This is a genomic window from Fuscovulum ytuae (genome assembly GCF_029953595.1).
GTDB lineage: Bacteria > Pseudomonadota > Alphaproteobacteria > Rhodobacterales > Rhodobacteraceae > Paragemmobacter > Paragemmobacter ytuae.
Map to the genome: position 1 here is coordinate 961302 of NZ_CP124535.1, position 25716 is coordinate 987017.

The following is a 25716-nucleotide window of genomic DNA, read 5'->3' on the forward strand; positions in this document are numbered from 1 at the left end:
ATCGACGCCGCCCTGATGCAGCGCCGCTCCGGGTTTGGATTACCCCTTCCGCCCTTCGATATGCTTGCGCAGGCGCGAGGGCGTATTGAACTTGCGTTCCTTGAATGGGTTTTTGTCCGATTGGCTGCGAAACATGATGCGGATCGGCACGCCCGGCATTTCAAAATGGTCGCGCAACCCATTGACAAGATAGCGCTTATAGCTTTCCGGCATCTCATCGGGCCGCGAACACATCACCACGAAGCCCGGGGGCCGCGCCTTTACCTGCGTCATATAACGCAGCTTGATCCGGTGCCCGCCCGGCGCGGGCGGCGGATGCGCCTCGGTCATCGCGCCCAGCCAGCTGTTCAGCCGTGCCGTGGTGATCCGTTTGTTCCAAACGTCATGCGCCCGGCAGATGGCATCATGCAGCCGGTCCAGACCCCGCCCCGTCTTTGCCGATACCGTCACCAAAGGCGCCCCGCGCAACTGAGGTAGAAGACGTTCGAACATCTCTTTGAGTTCGGCCAGCTTTTCCTGCTTCTCGTCTTCCAAATCCCACTTGTTCACCGCCACGACAACGGCACGCCCCTCGGTTTCGGCGAAATCCGCAATGCGCAGGTCCTGCGTTTCGAAGGGGATCTCCACATCCAGCAGGACCACCACCACCTCGGCAAAGCGCACGGCCCGCAGCCCATCCGCGACCGACAGTTTTTCCAGCTTTTCCACCACGCGCGCCTTCTTGCGCATCCCCGCGGTGTCAAAGATACGGATCGGCGTGCCCTGCCAATCTGCCCGCACGGAAATCGCATCGCGCGTGATCCCGGCCTCCGGCCCCGTCAGCAGGCGATCTTCGCCGATGATCTTGTTGATAAGTGTGGATTTTCCTGCATTGGGCCGACCGATCACCGCGATCTGCAAGGGGCGCTTGGCGGTCGGGCGATGGGCGGCGGGATCAACCTCATCCTCGCCAATCTCGCCCTCGATTTCCACTTCCGTTTCGGGGGTATTGGCGGCCTCACGCGCGGCAAACTCCTCGCGGAAGGGGGTCAGGATGCGATAAAGGTCATCCATCCCTTCACCATGTTCCGCCGACAGTCGGACAGGTTCGCCAAGTCCAAGGCTCCACGCTTCCAAAGCGCCACTATCCCCTGCCGCCCCTTCGGCCTTGTTCACACCAAGGATCACGCGGGCATTCTTTTTACGCAGGATATCGGCGAAAACCTCGTCCGAAGGCGTCACGCCCACCCGCCCATCGATCAGGAAAAGGCAAACATCCGCCATCTCCACCGCGCGTTCGGTCAGCCGCCGCATCCTGCCCTGCAGGCTGTCATCGGTCACCTCCTCCAGCCCCGCCGTGTCGATCACGGTAAAGCGCAGGTCGAAGAGTTTCGCATCCCCTTCACGCAGGTCGCGCGTCACGCCTGGCTGGTCATCCACCAGCGCAAGACGCTTGCCAACCAGTCGGTTGAACAGCGTGGATTTGCCCACATTGGGCCGCCCCACAATCGCAAGGGTAAAGCTCATCGCCCGCTCCCGGTTTTCCGAAGAGGAACCCCTTACACGGGGTTTGCGTCAACGGAAAGCGTGAAGTTGTCCATTGTCCGAGACAACATACAGCGTCCCACCCGCCAAGGCCGGTGGGGCCGATGCCCCGCCCGGAATCTCGGCCCCGCCCACCAAGGCGCCATCCACCGGGTTGAACAGCCGCAACTGCCCGTCACCCGATACCACCGCCAGCCGCCCGCCCGCCAGCACGGGGCCGAATTGCGGGAAGATCGCGATGCGACGCTTGGGTTTTTCCTTTGTGAAATAGGGCATATCCACGGCCCAGATCACCTCGCCTGTCGCTGCATCAAGGCGCACAAGGCGGTTTTCGTCATTCACAAGGAAGACGGATCCCCCCACCACCAAGGGCGGGTTCAACGCGCCTTCCACGGCCGTCCAGATCCGTTCCCCAGACGAGGTATCCATCGCGGCCGTCCGACCAGAAGCCGTGCCGACATAGGTCACATCGCCAAGGACCACCGCATCCCCCGTGATGTCCGTTAGCCCGGCATAACCACGCCCAACCCGTTGTCCGGTGACGGGTGCTTGCCAGACCTGCAGACCCGACACTTTCAGCGCTGCTGTGATTGATCCATTCGCGAAGGGGAAAAGGACAAGCTGCTCACCCACCGACGGTGCAGCGGAACCAACCACACCGGTCGAACCAACAGCCCCCGGCACCGTCCAACGCACGCGACCATTGTCGGCCTCAAGCGCCCAACCCGATCCGTCACGGCCCGAAACATAGACCGTGCCACCCGATACCGCGGGCGCCCCCGTCACCGGGGCATCAAGCCGCTGCCGCCAGACGACACCGCCCGACGCCGCATCCAACGCAACCAATTCGCCATAGGCCGTCGCGGCATAGACGCGCCCGCCCTCTACCGCCAGACCACCACCGGAAACACCACCGCCCCGGTCGAAGGTCGCCGTCAAGTCCGCACGCCACAGCACCGCGCCCGCAGCCGACGTGGCCTGCACCACCGATGCCGCATCCAGTGTGAAGATACGGCCATCCGCCACCACGGGGGCGGCGCTGACCCGGTTCTTTCGGCTGTTCCCGGCCCCAATCGACACGGACCAAGCCCGCGCAGGCGCGGGCGACAGCGCCCCATGCACCGACGCATGGTTGGCCGAGGCCCCCCGCATCCCCCAATCAGCATTGCTTACAGCGGCGGGCAGCGAAATCGGCTCCGCCCGGTTTTCCGGCCGATCCGGCGGGGCGACAGGCGCCGCTTCCCCTTCCACTTGGATCGAGGCCTCCAGATCGGCCCGCACCGGAAAACGCTCCCCCGGAAGGATAAGTTCCCTCTCGCACCCGGCCAGCACCGTCACGACGGCCAGACCCGAGATCGTTCCCCAAACGCTGCGCTTCAAAGTCCCGGCCCCCATCTGTCGTTCCTTGCCGCCCTGCGGGGCACGGTCAGCCCGCATCATCCTCGGCCACCGCGGCAGATGGAACTGTGGCAGGCGCCACCTCTCCGCCCAGCGCGATGATCATCTGTTCCGCCCGCGCCCGCACACCACCCGGCGATTCCTGATCGCTCAAAAGGGCGGTCAACGCGGCAATCGCCTCATCCGTCTTGCCCTCTTCCACCAAAAGATAGGCCATCTGTTCCAAGGCCATGGTGCGATAGGGCCGCCCCGGCGCGGCCACCGGATCCAGCACCGCGCGGCGATCCGAAATCGACATCTCGCTCCCCGCGATCACAACCTTGCGCAGCGCTGCAAGATCCCGATAGCTCGGTGGCATCGTCGCGTCATTGGCCAGCTGTTCCAGCGCGGCAATCGCACCTGCGCGATCCGCAACCGGATCAGAGGCCAGCAATAGGTTCAAGATCGCCGCCTGTTCGCCATCCGCCGGTGTCGCGGTTAAGGCAGCAACCCGATCCTGTGGCGCACCAAGGTCAAGGGCATCCAGCACGGCATCACCAAAGGCTTCGGCCTGCGCCTCGGCCTGCGCACGCCGCCATTCGGTCCAGCCTGCACCGCCCACCACAGCCAGCACCAATAGCACCCCGATCCAGCCATATTTGCGCATCAGGGCAAACAGCCTGTCGCGGCGGACCTCTTCGGTCACCTCTTCGATAAAGCTGTCGGGGTTGCTCACGGGCCGCTCCACATTCTTTTGCACCGTCTTACACGCAAGCGGGAAGGCTTGCCAAGCCCCGCCCCCTTCGGCGCGCGTCAGGCAGGATCATTCCGCTGCCAGCGTCTCGTCCTCTTCGGAGGATTGCCGCGCCCACATCGCGGCGTACCGGCCGCCCTGCGACAGCAGATCCTCATGCGTCCCCTGCTCTACAATCACGCCCGCCTCAAGCACGACGATCTGGTCGGCATCCGCGATGGTCGACAGGCGATGCGCGATGGTGATCACCGTCCGCCCCTGCCCCATCTCGCGCAGACTGTCCTGAATATCCCGCTCTGTCTGGGTATCCAGTGCCGAGGTCGCCTCATCAAGGATCAGGATCGGCGGGTCTTTCAAAAGCGTCCGCGCGATACCGACGCGCTGCTTTTCCCCACCCGAAAGCTTCAGCCCGCGTTCGCCGACCTTCGTCTCATAGCCCTCTGGCAGGGAAATGATGAAATCGTGGATTTTCGCCGCCTTGGCCGCCGCAACGATCTCGTCCTCGGTCGCGTTATCGCGGCCATAGGCGATGTTGTAGCGCACCGTGTCGTTGAACAGAACCGTATCCTGCGGCACAACCCCGATCTGGGCATGGATTGAACTTTGCGTCACGTCCCGCAAATCCTGCCCGTCGATCCGGATTGCCCCCCCGTTCACGTCGTAGAACCGGAACATCAACCGCCCGATGGTCGATTTGCCCGATCCAGATGGCCCGACCAGCGCATATCGCTGCCCCGCGGGCACCTTCAAGCTGATCCCCTTCAGGATCGGACGTGCCGCGTCATAGCCGAATTCCACCTGATCAAACTCCACCGCGCCGCCCCGCACGGTCAGCGCGGGCGCGCCGGGCTTGTCCACCACTTCCGCAGGCTGGCCCAAAAGACCGAACATCTCGCCCATATCGACCAGTGCCTGCCGGATTTCCCGATAGACCGTGCCAAGGAAGTTCAGAGGCATGGTGATCTGGATCATATAGGCATTGACCATGACGAAATCGCCCACCGTCAATTCGCCACGCTGCACCCCCATCGCGGCCATGGCCATCACGGCCACCAGCCCCGACGTGATCAACAGCGCCTGCCCACCGTTCAGGAAAGACAGGCTCAGCCCCGTCTTCACCGCCGCCGCCTCATAGCGCTGCATCGCGTGGTCATAGCGCGCCGCCTCGCGGGTTTCGGCGTTGAAATACTTTACCGTTTCATAGTTCAGCAGGCTGTCGATGGCCTTTTGGTTCGCATCGGTATCCTGCTCGTTCATCTCGCGCCGGATTTTCACCCGCCATTCTGTCACGGCCAGCGTGAACCAGACATAAAGCGTGATCACCCCGACGACGACGGCCATGTAAGACAGGCCGAACACCGTGGCGAAGATCACCGCCACCATCGCAAGTTCAAGGATCAAGGGCCCAATCGAAAACAGCATGAAGCGCAGAAGGAAGTCGACGCCCTTGACCCCGCGTTCGATGATCCGGCTTAGTCCGCCCGTCTTGCGCGTGATGTGATAGCGCAGCGACAGGCGGTGAATATGGGTAAAGGTCTCCAGCGCCAGCTTTCGCAGCGCCCGCTGCCCCACGCGCACAAAGATCGCATCGCGCAATTCCTGAAAAGCCACCGTCCCCAGACGCGCCATCCCATAGGCCACCGTCAGGCCAACAGCCGTAAGCCCAAGCAAGGTGCCAGTATCCGGCGTCTCACCCGCCAGTGCATCCACAGCCTGTTTGTAGAAATAAGGGGTCGAGACTGAAACGATCTTCGCCGCCACAAGCATGAGGAAAGCGGCAACCACGCGCCGCTTCACCCATGTTTCGCCATCCGGCCAAAGATAGGGCAGCACCCGCCGTATCGTGTGAAGGCCGCTTGCCGGTTTCTCCACGGTATCCTGGGCGGTGCGGACAGGTGTCTTGCGCATAGTGGGTCGTCCTTTCGACGCCCTACCTAAGCCGCTTTGGCGGGACGCACCAGAGGCTGTGGCGCAGCCCCCTCTGTGCGTCCCTGCAAGTTCACTCGGCCGCCGGGATCGTGAAAACCTGACCCGGGTAGATCAGGTCCGGATCGCGGATCTGGTCCTTGTTCGCCTCAAAGACCTGCACATAGCGGATGCCCGCGCCAAGGTTCTCGGTTGCGATCCGCCAAAGGGTAAAGCCCGGCTGCACGGTGACAGTCGTCGGCCCGGCGCTGCTCGCACCCGCGTCCACAGACCCAGCTGCGGCCGGATCGGCCCCGCCATCACCCGCTTCAGCTTGCGTTACGCCCGTCGGTGCCACAGCCTCTGCAGCCGCTGCCAGCGCTTCAACCGTCTCCCGCTTGAAGGGCGTCTCGAACCGGCTTGTGACCTTGCCCTCCCCATCCAACTGATCCGCGCGCAAAACATAGACCCCGGGTGCCACCTCAGGGAGCGTTACAGCCCAATCCCCTGCCGCGGAAATCGACGCTTCGGCCATCTGCGCATTGTCAAGGTAAAGCCGCACCACCCGCCCGGCCGTGCCGCGCCCGGCCAATTGCACCGCACCTGCCTCGGTGTAGGTGATCGTGTCGATGGTCACATTGGCCACGAGTTCCGGCGCAATCTCTGCCGCCGATTGCAGCACTTTCGCCCCTTCATCCGTCACCAGCAAGGCCGCCGGGGCCTCGGCGACGGGAGCGGCTTCAGCCGGGGCTTCTGTCTCGGGCTGAGGCTCTGGCGTGCTTGCAGCGGCCTCCGCTGCCTCGGTCGGCGCCTCGGGCACCTCTGCCTCTGCCACCACAACGGGCGCGATGGTCGGGCCAATCACCACTGTCGCCTCTGCCGGCACCTCTGTCCCATCCGCAAGCAGCATGACCATGGACAGCACGCGCGGTGCCGCACTGGGCGCAAGGTTGAACATTGCAACAAACTTGCCCTGCGGATCGGCGGGCACTGCGGCAAGTTCCGCGCCAATGACCCTCAAAGAAACCGTGGATCCGGCTGCGGCCGACCCAGCCACCAGCGCAGATCCATCCTTTTCCACCCGAACAAGGTCAAAGCTCGGCGGGATCGGTGCCGCTTCCTCCACGACTGCCGCTGCGGCATTCTCTTCGGCAGGAACAGCAACTTCCGCCACAGGCGCCACGTCTGCCACTTCTGTCACGGGTTCGGCCACCGCTTCCCCCGCCGCGGCCTCATTCGCCGCTGTTTCGCCCGCCGCTGCTTCGTCAGGGGCAGCTTCGTCTGGGGCGGCTTCGGTGACGGCGACCTCTGTCTCAGCCTCGGTTGCAACAGTCTCCGGCGCCGATGCCTGGGCCCCGGTTGCAGGATCGGCCACCGCCTCAGACTCAGCCGCTTCTGCCGTCGTTTCCTCTGGCTGCGGCGCGGGTTCCGCCGCGCTGGTCGCCGTCGCCTCCGTCGTGACAGGCGCAGGCGCGGCCTCAGGCTGCGACCCAGATGCTGTCACTGCCGCCTCTTCCACCGCGGGTGGGCGGTTCACTGACCAAGCCCCGTAGAACAGCAGCGCGATAATCGCCCCAACCACAGCCACAACGCCCCCGCGCCCGGCTGCATCCATTTCCGCCCAAGATTTCATCCCGTTTCCCCGAAATCAGGGCCTGTTCCCGGCCCCTTCTTCCCTTAACTCTGCAAGCCCGATAACACGGATGAACCGTTCCGCCCATAGCCCGAAAGCAAGTCCATGTCCGCCTTCCATTCCATCTGTGTCTTCTGCGGCTCACGCGCAGGTGCCCGCCCTTCTTATGCAGAGGCTGCAAAAGCTTTCGGTCAGGCCATCGCCGACGAAGGGTGGCGCCTTGTTTACGGCGCGGGCGATGTCGGCCTGATGGGCGAAGTGGCACGCGCTGCCCAAGCCTCTGGCGCGCGCACCATGGGCGTTATCCCGATACATCTCATGGCGCGCGAAAAGGGCAAGCGCGACCTGTCGCAGCTGGTGATCACGGAAGACATGCATGAACGCAAAAAGGTGATGTTCATGAACTCGGATGCCATCGTGGTCCTTCCGGGCGGAGCGGGATCATTGGACGAGTTTTTTGAGGTGCTGACCTGGCGGCAAATCGGCCTGCACAAAAAGCCGATCTTCCTTCTGGATACCGAAGGTTATTGGCAGCCACTTGCCAGCCTTGCCCGCCATGTCGTCGCCGAAGGCTTCGCCGAAAACAGCATGCTTGATTACTACAGCACCGTGCCGGATGTACCCGCACTTGTCACGGCATTGCGCAAGGCCCTCTCTTGACGCCAGCCTTCCAGCGAATAAAGGGCAAGCGCCCCCCAGATCAGGGAAAAGGCCGCCACATGCCAGCCTGTGAAGGCCTCACGAAAGACCAGAACGGCCGAAATCGCCTGCAAAGTCGGGTTCAGATATTGCACCAACCCCAGCGTCGAGAGGCGAACCCGCTGTGCGCCCCATGAAAAAAGGATCAGCGGCCCCCCGGTGATCAGCCCCGACAAGGGCAGCATCGCAGTCACAAAAGCGTCCTGTCCGAACCAGCCCCCTGCCACCACGCCCCCATGCGCCAGTGCCAGCCACAGCACAGCCAAAGGCAGCAAAAGCATCACCTCAGCCGTCACCGACACGGCGGCAGCGGCTGCCATCTGCTTCTTGATCAGCATGTAAGGCGCGAATGAGAAGGCCAGCGCCAGCGCCACCCAAGGCGCCACCCCCAGACCATAGGTCAACAGGATAACCGCCCCTGCCGCCAAACCGACCGCCATCCCTTGCCCGCGCGTCAAGCGCTCGCCCAGCACCAAAACACCCAGAACCACCGACACCAACGGAAAGATGTAGTATCCAAGGCTCGCCTGAACCGCATGGCCCGTCTGTATGGCCCAGATGAACAACCCCCAATTCACCGCAACGATCCCGGCAGCAAGCCAGACCCGGCCCCTGAGCGGCCCACGCAGGAGCGTAACCGCACCACCGAACCGCCCCTGCAAGGCCAATAGGATTCCAAAGAAGACAAAGGTCCAGACTGTGCGATGCGCCAGCACCTCCAAGGGTGGCACCTCTGCCAAAGCCTTGTAGTAAAGCGTCGCCAGCCCCCAGATCGTGCAGGCCGCCACGATGGCTAAAATGCCCTTGCCCGCCTCGCTCACGCCCGCCCTCCCGAACGCCATCCGCCGACGATCGGCGCCTTCCTTGCACCCCACTCAACCGACTGCAAGCCGCCGCACCTTCATCTTGGCAAAAATACTCTTTGGGGGTCCGGGGGGCAAAGCGCCCCCGGGGCTTTCCCCCCCCGCGCCACGCCCAAAGAAAAAGGCCCGCCGCAACACAGGCGACGGGCCTTCCAAATCCAACGGGCGAAGGGTCAGAGCTTGGCCGCAACCGCTTCCCAATTCACCAGCTTTTCAAGGAAGTTGGTCAGATAGGCCGGGCGCTTGTTGCGGAAGTCGATGTAATAGGAATGTTCCCACACATCGCAGCCCAGAAGCGCGGTCTGACCAAAGCAAAGCGGGTTCACCCCGTTCTCTGTCTTGGTGACCTTCAACGCGCCGTCCTTGTCCTTCACCAGCCAAGCCCAGCCCGACCCGAATTGACCGGCCCCTGCCGCCGCAAAATCCTCTTTGAACTTCGCGACCGACCCGAAAGCTTCCACCAGCGCCTTTTCAAGGCTGCCGGGCATCTTCTTGTCTTCGCCCGGCCCCATCACTTCCCAAAACAGGTTATGGTTCCAGTGCTGGCTGGCATTGTTGAAAATGCCGTTCTGCGCCACTGCACCGGCCTGATAGGTGCCGACGACGATCTCTTCCAGCGACTTCGCCTCCCATTCGGTCCCGGCGATCAGCTTGTTGCCGTTGTCGACATAGGCCTTGTGGTGCAGGTCGTGGTGATATTCCAGCGTCTCCTTCGACATGCCAAGTGCGGCAAGCGCATCATGGGCATAGGGAAGGTCGGGAAGCGTGAAAGCCATGGGAGTGATCCTCTCTGTTCGCGTGTTCACGGAATGCCGCAGATAAGATGGCACAACGCGCCAAGGTCAAGGCCGAAAGCAGCATATTGCGCCCGATGAAATCCGGCCAAGATTGAAGAACGCCCGGCAAGCCGTTCATTTTCCGTATAAATATCCCACAGGGGTCCGGGGGCAGGAAACCCCCGGGGCCTTTGCACGGCGCGACGGCTTCAGAAAAGCTCGGACCCCGGCGTTGCACTGCTGGCCAGAAGGTCAAAGACATAGCGTGCCACCGACCGGAAACAGACCAGCGTATACCCTTCACCGTCTTTCCAGAAGGCCGCCGCAACCTGCGCCGCCCGTGTCCGCCGCAACTCGCCCGGTTCCAACGCGGCGAAATCTACGGGAGAAAGCTTGGCCATAACCTGCTCGGCCTTCGCGCCCTCGATGCGAAACACGGCACGGGCATCTGACACGTCAACGGCAAGGTGATGCTCTTTGCCCATCGCCTTGGCGATCGCCGACAGCGATGCAGACACGTCCACATAGGGCATGACCAGCAGATATTCGTCCGGGCTCATCCAGCCACAGGCGCGATCCCCCTCAACCACCACACGGCGCAGGGCGGGCACGCCCGTCCCCACCGCCGCCTTGATGGCCTTGGGCAGGGCCTTCACATCCGCCTTGCAACGCAGCGTGATCATGCCAAGCGGCCCGATCTCACGGATCGTGGCAAAGCCTTCCGATGCCGCACCGTTCAATGCGCTGACGGGTTCAGACATTCTGCTTCTCCCCTTCTTTGTCGTAAAAGACAGGGTCAACGACCCTTGCCTTCACGGTGCCGCCCTTGACGGTGTTGAACTCCACCACCTCGCCCATCCGATCCGGCCCACGCAACAGAAGGCCCATCGCGATACCCTTCTTCAAGGTGGGCGAATAATAGGTCGACGTCACGCGCCCCTGCGTGTTCCCCTGCCCGTTCGCATTGCGACCCGGTGCCACGATATAGGCCCCGTCCGGGATCACCGAGCCGTCCAGCGTTTCGAAACCCACCAGTTTCCAGCGATCCGCGCTGGCAAGGAAATTCCGCTGTTGTCCGCGCTTGCCAAGGAAATCGGCCTTCTTCTTCGAAATCGCCCAGTCAAGGTTCAAATCTTGCGGGATTACGGTGCCATCCGTTTCATCCCCGATCATGATGAACCCCTTTTCGGCCCGCATCACATGCAGCGCCTCGGTGCCATAGGGCATCGCCCCGAACTCGGCCCCGGCCTCGTGCAGCGCCTCCCAGAAGGCCGCGCCATGGCTCGCCGGCACCGCGATCTCGTAGGACAACTCGCCCGAGAATGAGATGCGATAGACCCGCACCGCAAACCCGCCCAGCGTGCCATCGGCCCAGCCCATAAAGGGCAGCGCCTCTTTCGACACATCCATACCGCCCAGCTTTTCCAGCAACTTGCGTGCATTCGGCCCAACAACGGCGACCTGCGCATATTGCTCGGTCACATTGGCGGTATAGACCTGCCAATCCCACCATTCGCATTGCAGCCAGTCTTCCATCCAGCCATGGATGCGATCCGCTCCGCCCGAAGTCGTATGGCAAAGCCACGTCTCTTCATCGATCCGCGCCACCACACCGTCATCCGACAGGAAGCCCTGCTCGTTGCACATCAGGCCGTAGCGGCATTTGCCCACGGGCAAGGTCGACATCACGCCGGTATAAAGCATGTCGAGGAATTTCCCCGCATCCGGCCCTTTCACGATGATCTTGCCAAGGGTCGAGGCATCCAAAAGCCCCAACCGTTCGCGGGTATTGACCACTTCGCGGTGAACCGCCTGTTCATGCGTCTCTCCCGCGCGGGGGAAGCAATAGGGGCGGCGCCACAGACCCACGGGTTCGAAATAGGCGCCATTCTTTTCGTGCCAGCCATGCATCGCCGTGCGGCGCAGCGGCTGGAATATCTCGCCCCGCGCCTCACCCGCCAGCGCGCCCAAAGTCACGGGCGTGTAGGGCGGGCGGAAGGTTGTCGTCCCGACTTGGGGGATATCTTCATTCAATGCGTCAGCAAGAACCGCAAGGCCATTGATATTAGACAATTTCCCCTGATCTGTCGCCATGCCCAGCGTGGTATAGCGCTTGGTATGTTCGACGGATTCATAGCCTTCACGCGCAGCCAACTGCACGTCGGACACCTTCACGTCGTTCTGGTAATCCAGCCACATCTTTGACTTCAGCTCGACCGAAGCCCCCTGCGGCATGATCCAGACAGCTTCCATCGGTCCCTCAGCCACGGCTTCGGCGACCGGGGCCTTGGCCTTCTTGGCCTTCATCCCCACAGCCGCCAGCGCTGCTTCGGCCTGCGCTGTCGCATCGGCCAGCGCGGCATCCGCCTTCATCGCACCGTTCGCGGCACCCGCCGCCATGACCATCGCGCCGCCATCATGGTTCAACGGGGGCCGCGCCGGATCGGGCCGGAAACAGGCATTGTCCCGATCCCATACCAGCTTGCCGCCGCAATGGCTCCAGAGATGCACGACAGGGGACCAACCGCCCGACATGGCAACGGCGTCACAAGCGATCTCATCAATCACCGCGCCCTCGCCTGCCTGAAGGCAGATAGCAACCGAAGCCACCCGCTTGCCACCCTTCACCTTGGCAATCCCGCGGCCCGCCTCGATCCGCAGGCCCAAGGCGCGTGCCTTTGCCACCAGATCGCCCGCAGGATTGGCCCGCGCATCCACGATGGCCGGCACCGCCAACCCCGCCTCGCGCAGCGCAATCGCCGTGCGATAGCCGTCGTCATTGTTCGTGACAACAACCGTGCGATCCCCCGGCGACACCGCCCAGTTCACCACATAGTCCCGCACCGCCGAGGCCAGCATCACCCCCGGAATATCGTTCCCGGCAAAGGACAAAGGCCGTTCGATCGCCCCCGTCGCTGTCAGGATCTTGCCCGCCCGGATGCGCCACAGCCGGTGCTTGGGCCGCCCGTCGCCGGGCGTGTGATCGGCGACCTTTTCATCCGCCAGAACATAGCCATGGTCATAGACCCCCGCCGCCATGCAGCGCGTGCGCAGGGTAACGTTCTCCATCCCCTCAAGCGCCATGACCGCCTCATCGACCCATTCGCCCGCAGGCTTGCCGTCGATCACATCGCCATCCACCGGCGCGCGCCCGCCCCAATGGGCGTTCTGCTCCACCAGCAGAACCCGCGCGCCCGCCCGGCCTGCCACCAAAGCCGCTTGAAGGCCCGCGATGCCCCCGCCCACGATCAGCAGATCGCAAAAGGCATAGGCCTGCTCATAGCGGTCGGCATCCCGGTCTTTAGGCGCCTTGCCCAGACCGGCCGAATGCCGGATCACCGGTTCGAAGACGTGCTTCCAGAACGGCCGCGGATGGATGAAGGTCTTGTAGTAGAAGCCCGCGGGCAAGAACCGGCTGACCGTGTTGTTCACCACGCCCACGTCGAATTCCAACGACGGCCAATGGTTCTGGCTCGTCGCCTCCAGCCCGTCGAAAAGTTCGGTCACCGTCGTGCGCTGGTTCGGCTCCAACCGCCCGCCGGACCCAAGGTTGACAAGCGCGTTCGGTTCCTCCGGCCCTGCGGCAACGATCCCGCGCGGGCGGTGATACTTGAAGGACCGGCCCACCAGCATCTGGTCATTGGCCAAAAGTGCCGCCGCCAGCGTGTCGCCGCGATACCCCTTCAACCGCTTGCCGTTGAAGGAAAACTCCATCGCCGCCGATCGGTCGATCAGGCGGCCCCCTTTCGCAAGACGGGTGCTCATTTGTAACCCTTCCAGTCCGGCCTGCGGGCCTTGATCTTTTCGATGATGTCGGCAGGCGGCTCGCCCACCTGCGCCGGATAGGTGCCGAACACTTCCAGCGTCGCCGTGCAACGGGCGGCAAGGAACCACTTCCCGCAGCCATAGGCATGACGCCAGCGTTCGAAATGAACCCCCTTGGGGTTCTTTCGCGCGAACATATAGGCCTCGAATTCCTCATCCGTGGATCCGGGCCCGAACCGCTTCAGATGCGCCTCATAGCCGGGCGACAGTTCCGTCTCTTCGGCCTTCACGCCGCAATAGGGACATTCAAGCAGCAGCATTTTGCACCCCGTTCTTCCTTGCGCGCGCCCGCATCAATGCGCCACCCCGGCGGCCACCGACTCGTCGATGAACCGCCCTTCCTTGAAGCGCCACATGTCGAATTCCGCAGCCAGCGGCCCCGGCTCGCCCTTGGCCATCAACTCCGCCATCGCCCAACCGGAACCAGGGATCGCCTTGAACCCGCCCGTCCCCCAGCCGCAATTGATGAAGCAGTTGCCCAGCGGGGTTTTCGAGATGATGGGCGACCGGTCCCCGGTCATATCCACGATCCCGCCCCATTGCCGCAGCATCTTGAGGCGCGAAATGATCGGGAATGTCTCGATCAGCGCCCGCAGCGTTTCCTCAATATGATGGAAGCTGCCGCGCTGGGTATAGTTGTTGAACCCGTCCGTGCCACCGCCGATCACCATTTCGCCCTTGTCGGACTGGCTCATATAGCCATGCACGGTGTTGGCCATCACCACGATATCCATGCAGGGCTTGATCGGCTCCGACACCAGCGCCTGCAGCGCCACAGCCTCCACCGGCAGGCGGAACCCGGCCATATCGGCCACCTGCCCCGAATGGCCGGCCACCACGATGCCCAACTTCTTGCAACCGATGAAGCCCTTGGTCGTCTCGACCCCCGTCACCTTGCCGTTTTCCGACCGAACGCCCTTCACCTCGCATTGTTGAATGATGTCCATACCCATGTCGGAACAGGCCCGTGCATAGCCCCACGCCACCGCATCATGCCGCCCGGTGCCCCCGCGCGCCTGCCACAGCGCCCCCAGCACCGGATAGCGCGGCCCGTCGATATTCAGGATCGGGCACAACTCCTTTACGCGCTGCGGCGTGATGAATTCCGTCTGCACCCCTTGCAGGGCATTGGCATGGGCCGTGCGCTGATATCCCCGCACCTCATGATGCGTCTGCGCCAGCATCATCACGCCGCGCGGCGAAAACATCACGTTGTAATTCAGGTCCTGACTCAGCGTCTCATACAGAGAACGCGATTTCTCATAAATCGCGGCACTTGAATCCTGAAGATAGTTCGACCGGATGATGGTGGTGTTGCGGCCCGTGTTGCCGCCCCCCAACCAGCCCTTTTCGATGATCGCCACATTGCGAATGCCGTGGTTCTTGCCAAGGTAATAGGCCGTGGCCAAACCATGCCCGCCAGCCCCCACGATGATGGCATCATATTCCTTCTTGGGCTCTGGCGATTTCCACGCCCGTTCCCACCCGGTGTGATGCCGCAGCGCCTCACGCGCGATGGCGAAAACCGAATAGCGTGTCATGGCAAACCCCCGATCCTGTGGCCCGCTGCGAACCTGCGCCCCTTCTGGAACGCCGCGCGATTTATGCCCCACCTTCCAGCGGCACAATCGGGAAAAATGCGACATGACCAGCCTGCGACGGCGTCGCACAGGTCACTTTCGCGTTTCCGTCTTCCGATCCAGCCCTCAAGCCGCTACATCCGCCACAGAAGTTGCACACGGGAAAGACACGATGGAGACTGCCGCCTTCTGGGCCGCCGCCGGAGGAATGGGCCTTGCCGTGGCCGCCCTATTCCTCTTGGCCCTGCGCCGCGCGCGGGCCGAAATCGCGGCCGCCGCTGATTTCGACCTCAAGGTCTACCGTGACCAACTGGCCGAGATTGACCGTGATCTCACCCGCGGCACCCTTCCCCCAGAAGAGGCCGACCGCCTGCGCACCGAAGTCTCGCGCCGCCTTCTGGACGCGGACCGCCATGCCCAGCAGGCCAGCCGCAAGGCCAGCACGGCAGGTGTCACCCTTGCCGCGACCCTGATCCTCGCCCTCATCGGCAGCAGCTACTGGCTCTATCTGCGTCTGGGCGCGCCGGGCTATCCCGACTTGCCGCTCGCCGCCCGTTTTGCCATGTCAGAAGAGATGCGCGCCAACCGCCCCTCTCAGGCCGAGATGGAGTTGACCGCCGCAGCCACGCGCCCTGCCCCGGTGCAGCCCGAACCGGAATTCGCCGAACTGATGGATCGCTTGCGCGAAGCGGTGGCCGAACGCCCAGACGATGCGCGCGGCCTTGAACTCCTCGCCGCAAATGAAGCGCGCCTTGGCAATCTTGGCGAAGCCCGCGCCGCGATGGAAAACCTTCTTCGCATCAAGGGCAACACGGCCACAGGCGACGACCATGCCGCGCTTGCCGAACTGATGATCATGGCCGCAGGCGGCCTCGTCTCGCCCGAGGCAGAGACAGAGCTGACCCGGGCCCTCACGCTCGATGCCCGCAATGGCACGGCACGCTACTACTATGGCCTTATGGCCGCGCAAGTGGGCCGCTTCGATCGCACCTTTGCGCTCTGGCGTCCCCTCCTCGATGAAGGCCCTGCGGATGCACCATGGATCGCCCCGATCCGGGCCCAGATCGAAGATGTCGCCATGCGGGCGGGCGTTCAGTTCACCCTGCCCGCAGCGCTCCCCGGCCCGGATGCCGGTGCGATGGCCGCAGCGCAGGACATGTCAACCGAAGATCGGCAGGCCATGATTGAAGGGATGGTCGCGCAACTGGGCGAACGCCTTGCCACCGAAGGCGGCACGGTCGAAGAATGGGCGCGTCTCATCTCCTCTCTGGCGGTGCTGAACCGCATGGAGGACGCGCAGGAAATCTATGCCGAAGCCCTGACGAAATTCGAAGGCTCCCCGTCCCAGCAAAGCTTCTTGCGCGAACAGGCCCTCAACGCAGGCCTAACCCCGTGATCTGCGCGACGCTCGAAGACTTCATCGCCTCCCTACCCCCGAACCGCGCCATCTGCGGGCTGGATTTCGGTGAAAAGACCATCGGCATCGCCATTTCCGACCTGCGCCGCATCGTGGCCAGCCCGGCCGAAACCCTTCGCCGCGTGAAATTCACCGAAGACGCCAACCGCCTCCTCGCCTTTCTTGCCACGCGTGAGGTGACAGGGATCATCCTTGGCCTGCCCCTCAACATGGACGGCTCCAGCGGTCCGCGCGTGCAGGCAACACAGGCCTTCGCCCGCAATCTCACCCGCCTGACGGACCTTCCCATCACGTTTTGGGATGAACGCCTGTCCACAGTTGCGGCAGAAAGGGCACTGCTTGAGGCGGATACGTCGCGAAAACGTCGGAAAGAGGTGATCGACGCCGTCGCCGCGGGCTATATCTTGCAAGGTGCCCTAGATCGTATGGGCCATTTGGGAAACGGGGTGCCGTCTTGAAAGACGAAGTTTGGAAGCGTGACGAGGTTCAATCGCCTTGCATCAAGCTTTGCACCATCCATCCCGCGGAACGCATCTGCGTCGGCTGCTACCGCACGATCGAGGAAATCTCTGCTTGGTCGCGCCTGACGCATGAGGCACGTGGTGCCATCATGGCTGACCTTCCCTCCCGCGCTCCACGCCTTGCCAAACGCCGGGGCGGCCGCATGGGCCGCCTGCAAGACTGACACCCTAACGCCTCTTTACCCCCTTATTTTCTGTCCTCGAATATCCTCAAGGGGTGACTTGGCCCCCCGCAGGCGGGGCAAAAAGGGGCGCAACGCCCCCCCGCGCCAAAGCCGAAGGCGGCGGCGCGGAGAAAAGGCTTGCGCGGGCCCTTGCCCGCGCGCCGCGAGATCACCGCGGCCAGCCCCCGGAACCTCCATGTAAATTATTTTAACATACCCTCTTGAATGCGCCCCGCCTCCTCCTCATCTTCCGTCATGTGAAAGACATTCACATCACCGCGCAACAAGGGAGACCGCCGATGAACACCTACCCCGCCGCCGCCCCCCGCATTTCGGGCGGCCTCCTGTCCTGGCCCCGCCGGGCCGAAGCCTGGCTTGACAGCCATGGCCGCAAGGCCTGGATCGCCGCAATGGTGCTGGGCTTCATCTTCTTCTGGCCCGTGGGCCTTGCCCTCGTCGTCTATATGACCGTCACCAACCGTTGGAGCAAAGACATGTTCGGATCGTCCTGCCGCAAATCCCGCCGCGCCGCCTGGTCCCCCGATTGGAACAGCCGCGTGCAGCAATCCTCGGGCAATACCGCCTTCGACGCCTACAAGGCCGAAACGCTCCGCCGTCTGGAAGAAGAACAGGCTGCCTTCGAAGGTTTCCTGAACCGCCTGCGCGAAGCGAAGGACAAACAGCAGTTCGACGCCTTCATGGAAGAACGCGCCCGCAGCCCGCGCAATGACGAGGCATCGCCCCCCGCGCTCAACGCTTGACGGCACAGACCTTGATCCGGTGGCCCTTCGGGGCCACCTCATCCCTTTATCCCCGACCGGACACGCCAGATGTATCCCGACCACAGCCTGAACGCCCTGCCCGACCCCGACCGACATGCCGCATTCTATGCCGGCGTCCCGGCCAAGCGCGCACTGGCATGGATCATCGACACGATCTTCGTCACAGCGATCGTCCTTCTTGTCCTTCTCCTCACGGCGCTGACGGCGGTTTTCATCTTCCCACTCGTCTGGCTCGCCGTGGGCTTCCTCTACCGCTGGGTCACGCTCAGCGGTCGCTCGGCCACTTGGGGCATGCGGGTGATGTCGATCGAATTCCTTGATCGCTACGGCCAGCGCTTCGATGCAGGCACCGCCTTCCTGCACACTTTGGGCTATTCGCTCTCGATGGCCTTCGTCCTGCCGCAGATCCTCTCTGTGGGTCTGATGCTGGTCACCCGGCGCGGGCAAGGCCTGACCGATATGGTCTTGGGCAGCGTGGCGATCAATCGCCACGCCTGAGGTCCGGTCAAATCCGCAGGAATGCCCCGGAATCGCCCGAAATGCGGCTTGGCGGATGCCAAGCCGCTTGATACGCTGAACGTTATCACCATAAATCCCGATCCATGCGCCACACCCTCCCCATCGCGCCCCAGTTCTACGTGACGGCTCCGCAACCCTGCCCCTATCTTGAGGGGCGGATGGAACGAAAGCTTTTCACCGCGCTGCAGGGGGAACATGCGCAGAAACTGAACGACACCCTGTCGAAGCAGGGCTTCCGGCGCAGCCAGAATGTGCTTTACCGCCCCTCCTGCGCGGAATGTTCGGCATGCCTGTCGGCGCGCATCCGGGTGGCCGATTTCGCCCCCCGCCGCACCCATCGTCGCATCCTGAAAAAGGGCGGCGACCTGCGCCGCAACGCCACCTCGCCTTGGGCGACCGAGGATCAGTTTTCGCTTTTCCGGCGCTATCTCGACCGCCGCCATGCCGATGGCGGGATGGCCGACATGGACATCTTCGAATTCGCCGCGATGATCGAGGAAACGCCGATCAAATCCCGCGTGGTGGAATACAGCCGCCCCGCTGGCCCCGGCGAAACGGGCCGTCCGCTGGCCGCCGTCTGCCTGACGGATGTCTTCGATGACGGGCTTTCGATGGTCTACAGCTTTTATGACCCCGATCTCGCCGACCTCTCGCTTGGCACCTATGTCATCCTCGACCATATCGACCTCGCACGCGAGGCGGGGCTGCCCTACGTCTACCTCGGCTACTGGGTGCCGGGCAGCCGCAAGATGGGCTACAAGGCCAGTTTCCCAGCGCTTGAGATTTACAAGGGTGGCCGCTGGCAGGATATCGGGGCGCCCGGCGATCATCGGGCGGAACTTCACCCCCTGTCGGTCGATCCCATCGCGGAACAGGTGGCCCGCATCTCTCTGCCCGACACCCGCGTTCCCCGCGACGCCTGAAGGATGGGCCAATCCCGCCTTGGCGCCATCGCCCTCATCGTCCCTGACTATGACGACGCCATCCGCTTCTTTACTGCTGCGGGCTTCCGCCTGAGCGCCGATATCGATCAGGGCACCAAGCGCTGGGTTACGGTGGAACCGCCGGGGGGCGGCTGCCGCATTGTCCTTGCCCGTGCCGCCACCCCCGAACAACAGGCCACCATCGGCGCGCAGGGCGCAGGCCGCGTCTGGCTCTTTCTTGAAACCGACGATTTCGCGGCCACCGCCGCCCGCCTGATCACCGCCGGCGCGGTCTTCGAGGAAGCCCCCCGCCATGAACCCTACGGCACCGTCGCCATCTGGCGCGACCCCTTCGGCAACCGCTGGGACCTGATCCAGCCCGCCTGACCCAGTCGGACCACGCCGCAAAGTGGCAGGCGCGCAACGGCAGGCGTGTCCATCCGCCTCGACGATGCGCTTTTTCCCACCCCTGCCCCTTGTCATCGCAAATCCGCACCCGACCTAGGGGGGGCGCGCAAGGGCCGCCCCTTTGGCGGCCGCAGCAGGGAAAAAGAATGACCTATCTCCTTTTTGTGGTGGGCCTCGTCGCCCTCTTCTTTGGCGGCGAATATCTCGTCCGTGGGGCCAGCGCCGTGGCCCGCCATTTCCGCCTCTCGCCCATGGTGATCGGCCTCACCATCGTGGGTTTCGGCACCTCCGCCCCGGAATTGCTGGTCTCGGTTCAGGCCGCGCTGGCCGGACAACCCGCCATTGCCATCGGCAATGTGCTGGGCTCGAACATCGCCAATATCCTGCTGATTCTAGGCGTCTCCGCTGTCATCGCGCCGCTTTTGATCCCGGTGCGCAAACTCTGGCGCGACCTTGGCTTCATGCTCGCCGCCACCGCCACCGTCTGGTTCATGCTGCTTGACGGTCAGGTGACACGGATGGAAGGGGCAATCCTTGCCATCGGTCTTATCGCCTTCCTGACCACCGCCTTCCTGACGGGCAAGGTCGATGAAGAAGAGGCCACGCTTGGCGATATCCCACAATGGAAAGCCTGGGCCATGACGCTGGGTGGCCTGGTCGTCCTCGTGATCGGCGCACGCCTTCTTGTGGACAGCGCCACCGAAATTGCCCGCGCCTTCGGGGTGTCCGAGGCGGTGATCGGCCTGACCATCGTGGCCGTCGGCACCTCCTTGCCCGAACTTGCCACCTCTGCCATCGCCGCCATCCGCAAACAGACCGAGATTGCCGTGGGCAACGTGGTCGGCTCGAACATTTTCAACATCTTCAGCATTCTGGGGATCACCGCTCTGATCACCCCGATCCCCGCCGATCCGCGCTTTGCCGCAATCGACATGCCTTGGGTCGCCGCCACCGCCGTGGGCCTGACAATCCTTGCCGTCGTTCTGGGCGGCCTGCCCCGCATCGCGGGTGTGCTGCTCCTTGCGGCCTATGGTGGCTATATCGTCCTGACCGGGATATGACGGCAACGGGGGGGCAACCGCCCCCCCGCACCCCCCTTTCCGCTCAGATCAGTCCTTCGGCCTTCATGGCCGCCGTCACCGCCGGGCGCGCAGCGATGCGCGCGCGCAGCGCCTCCAGTTTCGGGAAGGCGGAAAGATCATGCCCGATCCCCTTCGACCAATTGGTCACGGTGAAGAGATAGGCATCCGCCGGCGTAAACGCCGCCCCCAGCAGGTAATCCCGCCCATCCGCCAGCCGCCCTTCGATCAGTGCAAGCCGCCCATTCAAGAGCGCCAGCTGCGCCTCGCGCGCGGCCCCCTCCAGCCCGCGGAAGAAGGGGGAATAGGTCTTGTGCACCTCGGTCGAAATGAAATTCAGCGCCTCCTGCAACCGCGCCCTTTGCAGGGTCCCCACTGCAGGAAGCGCGCCGGGCTTTGCGCTATCCATCACATATTGCATGATCGCCACGCCCTCGGTCAGCACCTCGCCGCCCTCCAGCACCAGAACGGGCACCGCCCCGCGCGGGCTGATCGCGGTGAAATCCGCCCCGCCTGCCGTTTTCTTGGCACGGATATCGGCGCGTTCCACCTCATAAGTCGCGCCAGCCTCTTCCAGCACGATATGGGATGCCAGCGAACAGGCGCCGGGCGAATAGTAAAGCTTCATGGGTGACCCTCCTACATCCGGGGCGAACCGCCCCCAAGGCAGCATCTACCCCGAACCACCACGCCAACCAACGCGCAAGACGACTCAGTCTGGCAGATAGCCCTGTGCGGCAGCGCAGAGATTTCCTTTTATTGCCCTCACGGCGCGCCAAACGAAATGAAGTTTCAATTTTTTGCACCACAGCGACACTTTAGGCCATCTTTTGCGGTTGACGCCCCTGCGCACCCGCCCTAGTGTCCGCCGCGACGAACAGAGGAACGGACATGTCCCGCATTCTCGTACTTGTAGGGTCTTGGCGCATGGGGCGGTAACGCAAACCCTATGGTTCCCATGCGCCCCCGGATCGAAACCCGGGGGCTTTTTATTGCGCGATGGCGGGGGCTTGGCCCCGAATGACAGGTGATGGCAGATGACGAAACAGATGACCGGCGCGAAGATGGTGGTGCAGGCGCTCAAGGATCAGGGCGTCGAGGTGGTCTTTGGCTATCCGGGCGGCGCAGTGCTGCCGATCTATGACGAAATCTTCCAGCAGAACGACATCCGCCACATCCTTGTGCGCCACGAACAGGGCGCGGTCCACATGGCCGAAGGTTATGCCCGGTCCACCGGCAAACCGGGCGTCGTGCTGGTGACCTCTGGCCCGGGTGCCACCAATGCCGTCACGGGTCTGGTGGACGCGCTGATGGATTCGATCCCGCTCGTCGTTCTGACGGGTCAGGTGCCCACCTTCATGATCGGTACCGACGGGTTCCAAGAAGCCGACACCGTCGGCATCACCCGCCCCTGCACCAAACATAACTGGTTGGTGAAGGACACGGCGAAGCTGTCGGAAACCATCCATCAGGCCTTCCATGTGGCCACCTCCGGCCGCCCCGGCCCGGTGCTGATCGACATCCCCAAGGATGTGCAATTCGCACAGGCCGAATACACGCCGATGGAAAAGACCCGCGTCAGCCATTACCAGCCCCGCCGCGAAGGCGACCCCGAACAGATCGCCCGTCTGGTTGAGATGATGGAACAGGCCGAACGCCCGATCCTCTACACAGGCGGCGGCGTTGTGAATTCCGGCCCCCGCGCCAGTGCGCTCCTGCGCGAACTGGTGGCTGAAACGGATTTCCCCATCACCTCCACCCTGATGGGCCTTGGCTCCTATCCGGCCTCCGGCAAGAACTGGCTGGGCATGCTTGGCATGCATGGGCTGTATGAGGCGAACCTCGCCATGCATGGCTGCGACCTGATGATCAATATCGGCGCGCGCTTCGACGACCGCATCACGGGCCGGGTCAAGGATTTCTCGCCCCATTCCCGCAAGGCGCATATCGACATTGACCCCTCCTCGATCAACAAGGTCATCCGCGTCGATGTCCCGATCCTCGGTGACGTGACGCTGGTGCTGGAAGAGGTGCTGCGCCAATGGAAGGCCCGCGGGTCCAAGACCAACAAGGGCGGCCTTGCCAAGTGGTGGAAGCAGATCAACGAATGGCGCGCCGTCGATTGCCTGTCCTTCAAGAACAGCGAAAAGACCATCAAGCCGCAATATGCCCTGCAACGGCTTGAGGCGCTGACCAAAGGCATGGATCGCTACATCACGACCGAAGTGGGTCAGCACCAGATGTGGGCGGCGCAATTCCTTGGGTTCGAAGATCCCAACCGCTGGATGACCTCGGGCGGGCTTGGCACCATGGGCTATGGCCTGCCCGCCTCCATCGGCGTGCAGATCGCCCATCCTGAGGCACTGGTCATCAACGTGGCGGGTGAGGCGTCGTGGCTCATGAACATGCAGGAAATGGGCACCGCGATGCAATTCCGCGCGCCCGTCAAGCAGTTCATCCTGAACAACGAACGCCTCGGCATGGTGCGCCAGTGGCAGGAACTCCTGCATGGCGAACGCTATTCGCACAGCTGGTCGGAATCCCTGCCTGATTTCGTCAAACTGGCCGAGGCCTTCGGCTGCAAGGGCATCAAATGCGACCACCCCAAGGACCTTGATGACGCGATCATGGAAATGATCCGCTATGACGGCCCGGTGATCTTTGACTGCCTCGTGGAAAAGCATGAAAACTGCTTCCCGATGATCCCCTCGGGCAAGCCGCATAATGAAATGCTGCTGGGCGAGGCGGATACGCAGGGCGTCATCGGGGCCAAAGGCGCCGTTCTGGTGTGATGCGTCGGACCGGGGGTTTCACCCGCCCCCGGACCCGCATGGGAAATAATTTAGACAGAAAATGAAGGGAGTGGCGGATGTCCGCGCTCAATATCAAAAAAGGCTCCACCAGCCATTCCGCCTATGACCTGCGCGACCACAACGCCACGGTCATCGAAAGCCATACGCTGGCGGTGATCGTCGAAAACGAACCGGGCGTCCTTGCCCGCGTCATCGGCCTTTTCTCTGGGCGCGGCTACAATATCGACAGCCTCACCGTGGCCGAGGTCGATCATACCGGCCACCGCTCGCGCATCACCATCGTCACCTCTGGCACCCCCGCCGTGATCGACCAGATCGAGGCGCAGCTTGGCCGTCTGGTTGCCGTCTACGAAGTCCATGACCTGACGGCGGAAGGCCCCTGCGTGCAGCGCGAGCTTGCGCTGTTCAAGGTCGCAGGCAAGGGTGACGCACGGATCGAAGCCCTGCGTCTGGCCGAGATTTTCCGCGCCAATGTCGTCGACTCGACGCTGGAAAGCTTTGTCTTCGAAATCACCGGCACGCCGGAAAAGATCGACGCTTTCGCCGATCTGATGCGCCCCCTTGGCCTGCGCGAACTGGCCCGCACTGGCGTCGCCGCCCTGTCGCGCGGGGCCTGATGTCCTCTGCGCGGGTGGGGCCTGACAAGCCCCCCGCCCGCGCGGCAATCACCATTCCCTCAGACTTCGCTCCGCGCGGCGCGGCGCTGCACCGCTCTGCGCCGCCTCTGGCGTATCTTGACCCGGGTCGTCACCCACCAGACGACATGCACCAGCACATAGCCGATCACCGCCGAAACCGTGGCAAAGACCAAAAGCCCGACCGCGGTATAAAGCGATGCATCCGACAGCCCGCTCAGGAAATCCGCCGCCACAGGCTCCCCCTCCAGCACCTCGCGGATTTCCTCCGCAGGGCCAAGGATTTCCCGCCCAACCCGCCAGGCCGCGACATAGATCGCAGGCAGCACAAGGGGGTTGGTCACAAGGGTGGCCAGACTGGCCACAATCACATTGCCCCGCGTCACGATCGCGATAAGCGCTGCAAGAAAGACCTGCCCCACCGGCAGCACAAAGGCGCTGAACAGCCCGATCGCCGCCCCGCGCGCCACGCTGCGGCGGCTGACATGCCAGATCGACGGCGCGCGCAGCCATTCCGCCACGGGCCGCAGCGTGCGGTTCCCCTCCAGCGAGGACCGCATCCGCCCCAGACCTTTCAGCCAATCCCGCATCCGTTTCCCTTCCGGCGCCCGGTTCCCTTGCAAAGTGGGGCTGGGGCGGCGGCAGGACAACCCGAAAACGGCACAAGATCCAATCTATCTGCGTGTCACGCCCCGGTGAACCGCGCCGGGCGTTTCTCCAGAAACGCCGCCACCCCTTCGCGGAAATCGGCCGTCGCCCCCGCCTCGCCCTGCAATCGCGCTTCCAGCGCAAGTTGCGCCTCCAACCCGTTCCCCGGCGACGCCCGCAGCGCCTGCTTGACCAGCCGATAGGCCACCGTCGGCCCGGCAGCCAAGGCCCCCGCCCGCGCCGTCACATGGGCGGCAAAGCCCTCATCCGGCACCGCCTCCCAGATCATCCCCCAGTCCGCAGCCTGCGCCGCGCTGATCTTTTCGGCAAACAGCGCCGCCCCCATCGCGCGGGCCATCCCCACCTGACGTGGCAGCCAATAAGTTCCCCCCGCATCAGGGATCAGCCCGATCCGCGTAAAGGCCTGTATGAATGAGGCGCTTTCGCAGGCGATCACCACATCGCAGGCCAGCGCAAGGTTTGCCCCTGCTCCCGCCGCCGCCCCATTCACGGCGGCAATCGTCGGCACCGGGCAATCATAGATCGCTTTCAAAAGCGGCTCATATTCCTCGGCCAGGACGCGCCCAAGGTCCATCTGCCCCAGCGCCATCGCATCCTGCAAATCCTGTCCCGAACAGAAGGCCCGCCCCGCCCCCGTCAGCACAATGCAGCGCGCCCGCGCCTCCACCTCGCGCCATGCGGTCAGAAGTTCGCCCCGCAGCCGTGACGACAGCGCATTCATCACCGAAGGCCGGTTCAGGGTGATCGTCGCCACCCCACCCGCCTCGGCCACCGTGATCGTCTCATATGCCATGCCATGCCTCCCCTTTGCGCCCACCCTATCCGGGCCGCAGGGAAGGAAAAGCCCGAC

General features: G+C 63.6%; 25 protein-coding genes. 11 read left to right on the top strand and 14 right to left on the bottom strand.

Going from position 1 to position 25716, the window contains the following annotated elements; all coding sequences use genetic code 11:
• Nucleotides 1-39: 39 nt before the first annotated feature.
• The 5 genes from der to QF092_RS04775 form a co-directional block, all read right to left on the bottom strand.
• The gene (gene der, locus QF092_RS04755; RefSeq protein WP_281468111.1) at nt 40-1506 is read right to left on the bottom strand and encodes a ribosome biogenesis GTPase Der; all 1467 of its coding nucleotides are present in this window, start codon (nt 1504-1506) and stop codon (nt 40-42) included.
• 48 nt (nt 1507-1554) lie between these two features.
• Nucleotides 1555-2919, bottom strand: coding sequence for an outer membrane protein assembly factor BamB family protein (locus tag QF092_RS04760; RefSeq protein WP_281468113.1), 1365 nt, complete (start codon nt 2917-2919; stop codon nt 1555-1557).
• A 31-nt stretch (nt 2920-2950) separates the two neighbouring features.
• Nucleotides 2951-3637, bottom strand: coding sequence for a tetratricopeptide repeat protein (locus tag QF092_RS04765; protein ID WP_281468115.1), 687 nt, complete (start codon nt 3635-3637; stop codon nt 2951-2953).
• Between the two features lie 87 nt (nt 3638-3724).
• Nucleotides 3725-5563 carry an ABCB family ABC transporter ATP-binding protein/permease gene (locus QF092_RS04770; protein ID WP_281468116.1) on the bottom strand — a complete coding sequence of 613 codons (1839 nt, stop codon included), beginning with the start codon at nt 5561-5563 and terminating at the stop codon, nt 3725-3727.
• A 91-nt stretch (nt 5564-5654) separates the two neighbouring features.
• Nucleotides 5655-7193, bottom strand: coding sequence for a LysM peptidoglycan-binding domain-containing protein (locus QF092_RS04775; RefSeq protein ID WP_281468118.1), 1539 nt, complete (start codon nt 7191-7193; stop codon nt 5655-5657).
• Nucleotides 7194-7298: 105 nt separating this feature from the next.
• On the opposite strand from QF092_RS04775, the gene QF092_RS04780 reads away from it, so the two are divergent.
• Nucleotides 7299-7853 carry an LOG family protein gene (locus QF092_RS04780; RefSeq protein ID WP_281468120.1) on the top strand — a complete coding sequence of 185 codons (555 nt, stop codon included), beginning with the start codon at nt 7299-7301 and terminating at the stop codon, nt 7851-7853.
• Here QF092_RS04780 and rarD read toward each other — a convergent pair.
• The 6 genes from rarD to QF092_RS04810 all read right to left on the bottom strand — a co-directional run bounded on the left by rarD (nt 7793) and on the right by QF092_RS04810 (nt 14897).
• Nucleotides 7793-8713 (bottom strand): EamA family transporter RarD, encoded by a 921-nt coding sequence (rarD, locus tag QF092_RS04785; protein WP_281468122.1) that lies wholly within the window; start codon nt 8711-8713, stop codon nt 7793-7795. The genes QF092_RS04780 and rarD overlap by 61 nt on opposite strands.
• A gap of 215 nt (nt 8714-8928) precedes the next feature.
• Nucleotides 8929-9531: a superoxide dismutase gene (locus tag QF092_RS04790; protein WP_281468124.1), complete on the bottom strand. Its 603-nt coding sequence runs from the start codon at nt 9529-9531 to the stop codon at nt 8929-8931.
• Between the two features lie 209 nt (nt 9532-9740).
• Entirely contained in the window at nt 9741-10292 is a 552-nt protein-coding gene (locus tag QF092_RS04795) for a sarcosine oxidase subunit gamma (protein WP_281468127.1), read from the bottom strand.
• A complete protein-coding gene (locus QF092_RS04800; RefSeq protein ID WP_281468129.1) occupies nt 10285-13296 on the bottom strand; it encodes a sarcosine oxidase subunit alpha family protein in 3012 nt (1003 codons plus the stop codon). Before QF092_RS04800 ends, QF092_RS04795 begins: the two co-directional genes overlap by 8 nt.
• Nucleotides 13293-13616 carry a sarcosine oxidase subunit delta gene (locus QF092_RS04805; RefSeq protein WP_281468131.1) on the bottom strand — a complete coding sequence of 108 codons (324 nt, stop codon included), beginning with the start codon at nt 13614-13616 and terminating at the stop codon, nt 13293-13295. Before QF092_RS04805 ends, QF092_RS04800 begins: the two co-directional genes overlap by 4 nt.
• Before the next feature lie 33 nt (nt 13617-13649).
• Nucleotides 13650-14897 carry a sarcosine oxidase subunit beta family protein gene (locus QF092_RS04810; RefSeq protein WP_281468133.1) on the bottom strand — a complete coding sequence of 416 codons (1248 nt, stop codon included), beginning with the start codon at nt 14895-14897 and terminating at the stop codon, nt 13650-13652.
• Between the two features lie 211 nt (nt 14898-15108).
• Between QF092_RS04810 and ccmI the strand changes: the two genes are divergently transcribed.
• The 8 genes from ccmI to QF092_RS04850 all read left to right on the top strand — a co-directional run bounded on the left by ccmI (nt 15109) and on the right by QF092_RS04850 (nt 20731).
• Nucleotides 15109-16332, top strand: coding sequence for a c-type cytochrome biogenesis protein CcmI (gene ccmI / locus QF092_RS04815; protein ID WP_281468135.1), 1224 nt, complete (start codon nt 15109-15111; stop codon nt 16330-16332).
• On the top strand, nt 16329-16811 hold the full coding sequence (ruvX, locus tag QF092_RS04820) for a Holliday junction resolvase RuvX (protein WP_281468137.1): 483 nt from the start codon (nt 16329-16331) through the stop codon (nt 16809-16811). Before ccmI ends, ruvX begins: the two co-directional genes overlap by 4 nt.
• On the top strand, nt 16808-17038 hold the full coding sequence (locus tag QF092_RS04825) for a DUF1289 domain-containing protein (RefSeq protein WP_281468140.1): 231 nt from the start codon (nt 16808-16810) through the stop codon (nt 17036-17038). Before ruvX ends, QF092_RS04825 begins: the two co-directional genes overlap by 4 nt.
• A gap of 299 nt (nt 17039-17337) precedes the next feature.
• Nucleotides 17338-17799: a DUF2852 domain-containing protein gene (locus QF092_RS04830; RefSeq protein ID WP_281468142.1), complete on the top strand. Its 462-nt coding sequence runs from the start codon at nt 17338-17340 to the stop codon at nt 17797-17799.
• Nucleotides 17800-17868: 69 nt separating this feature from the next.
• Nucleotides 17869-18318, top strand: a complete 450-nt coding sequence (locus tag QF092_RS04835) for an RDD family protein (RefSeq protein WP_281468144.1) — start codon at nt 17869-17871, stop codon at nt 18316-18318.
• A gap of 104 nt (nt 18319-18422) precedes the next feature.
• Complete coding sequence (locus QF092_RS04840) at nt 18423-19262, top strand: arginyltransferase (RefSeq protein ID WP_281468146.1); 840 nt, start codon at nt 18423-18425, stop codon at nt 19260-19262.
• A 3-nt stretch (nt 19263-19265) separates the two neighbouring features.
• Entirely contained in the window at nt 19266-19649 is a 384-nt protein-coding gene (locus QF092_RS04845; RefSeq protein ID WP_281468148.1) for a VOC family protein, read from the top strand.
• Nucleotides 19650-19816: 167 nt separating this feature from the next.
• Nucleotides 19817-20731, top strand: a complete 915-nt coding sequence (locus QF092_RS04850; protein WP_281468150.1) for a calcium/sodium antiporter — start codon at nt 19817-19819, stop codon at nt 20729-20731.
• 43 nt (nt 20732-20774) lie between these two features.
• Here QF092_RS04850 and QF092_RS04855 read toward each other — a convergent pair whose 3' ends face one another.
• Nucleotides 20775-21377 (bottom strand): glutathione binding-like protein, encoded by a 603-nt coding sequence (locus tag QF092_RS04855; protein ID WP_281468152.1) that lies wholly within the window; start codon nt 21375-21377, stop codon nt 20775-20777.
• A 409-nt stretch (nt 21378-21786) separates the two neighbouring features.
• Here QF092_RS04855 and QF092_RS04860 point away from each other — a divergent pair, with 409 nt between their 5' ends.
• Both QF092_RS04860 and ilvN read left to right on the top strand, forming a co-directional pair.
• On the top strand, nt 21787-23541 hold the full coding sequence (locus QF092_RS04860) for an acetolactate synthase 3 large subunit (RefSeq protein WP_281468154.1): 1755 nt from the start codon (nt 21787-21789) through the stop codon (nt 23539-23541).
• 77 nt (nt 23542-23618) lie between these two features.
• The gene (gene ilvN, locus QF092_RS04865; RefSeq protein WP_281468156.1) at nt 23619-24179 is read left to right on the top strand and encodes an acetolactate synthase small subunit; all 561 of its coding nucleotides are present in this window, start codon (nt 23619-23621) and stop codon (nt 24177-24179) included.
• A 59-nt stretch (nt 24180-24238) separates the two neighbouring features.
• Here the strand turns inward: ilvN and QF092_RS04870 are convergent, their stop codons facing one another.
• Together QF092_RS04870 and QF092_RS04875 are read right to left on the bottom strand one after the other, a co-directional pair.
• Nucleotides 24239-24787, bottom strand: coding sequence for a DUF2062 domain-containing protein (locus QF092_RS04870; protein ID WP_281468158.1), 549 nt, complete (start codon nt 24785-24787; stop codon nt 24239-24241).
• A gap of 95 nt (nt 24788-24882) precedes the next feature.
• Nucleotides 24883-25659, bottom strand: coding sequence for an enoyl-CoA hydratase-related protein (locus tag QF092_RS04875; RefSeq protein ID WP_281468160.1), 777 nt, complete (start codon nt 25657-25659; stop codon nt 24883-24885).
• Nucleotides 25660-25716 lie beyond the last annotated feature (57 nt).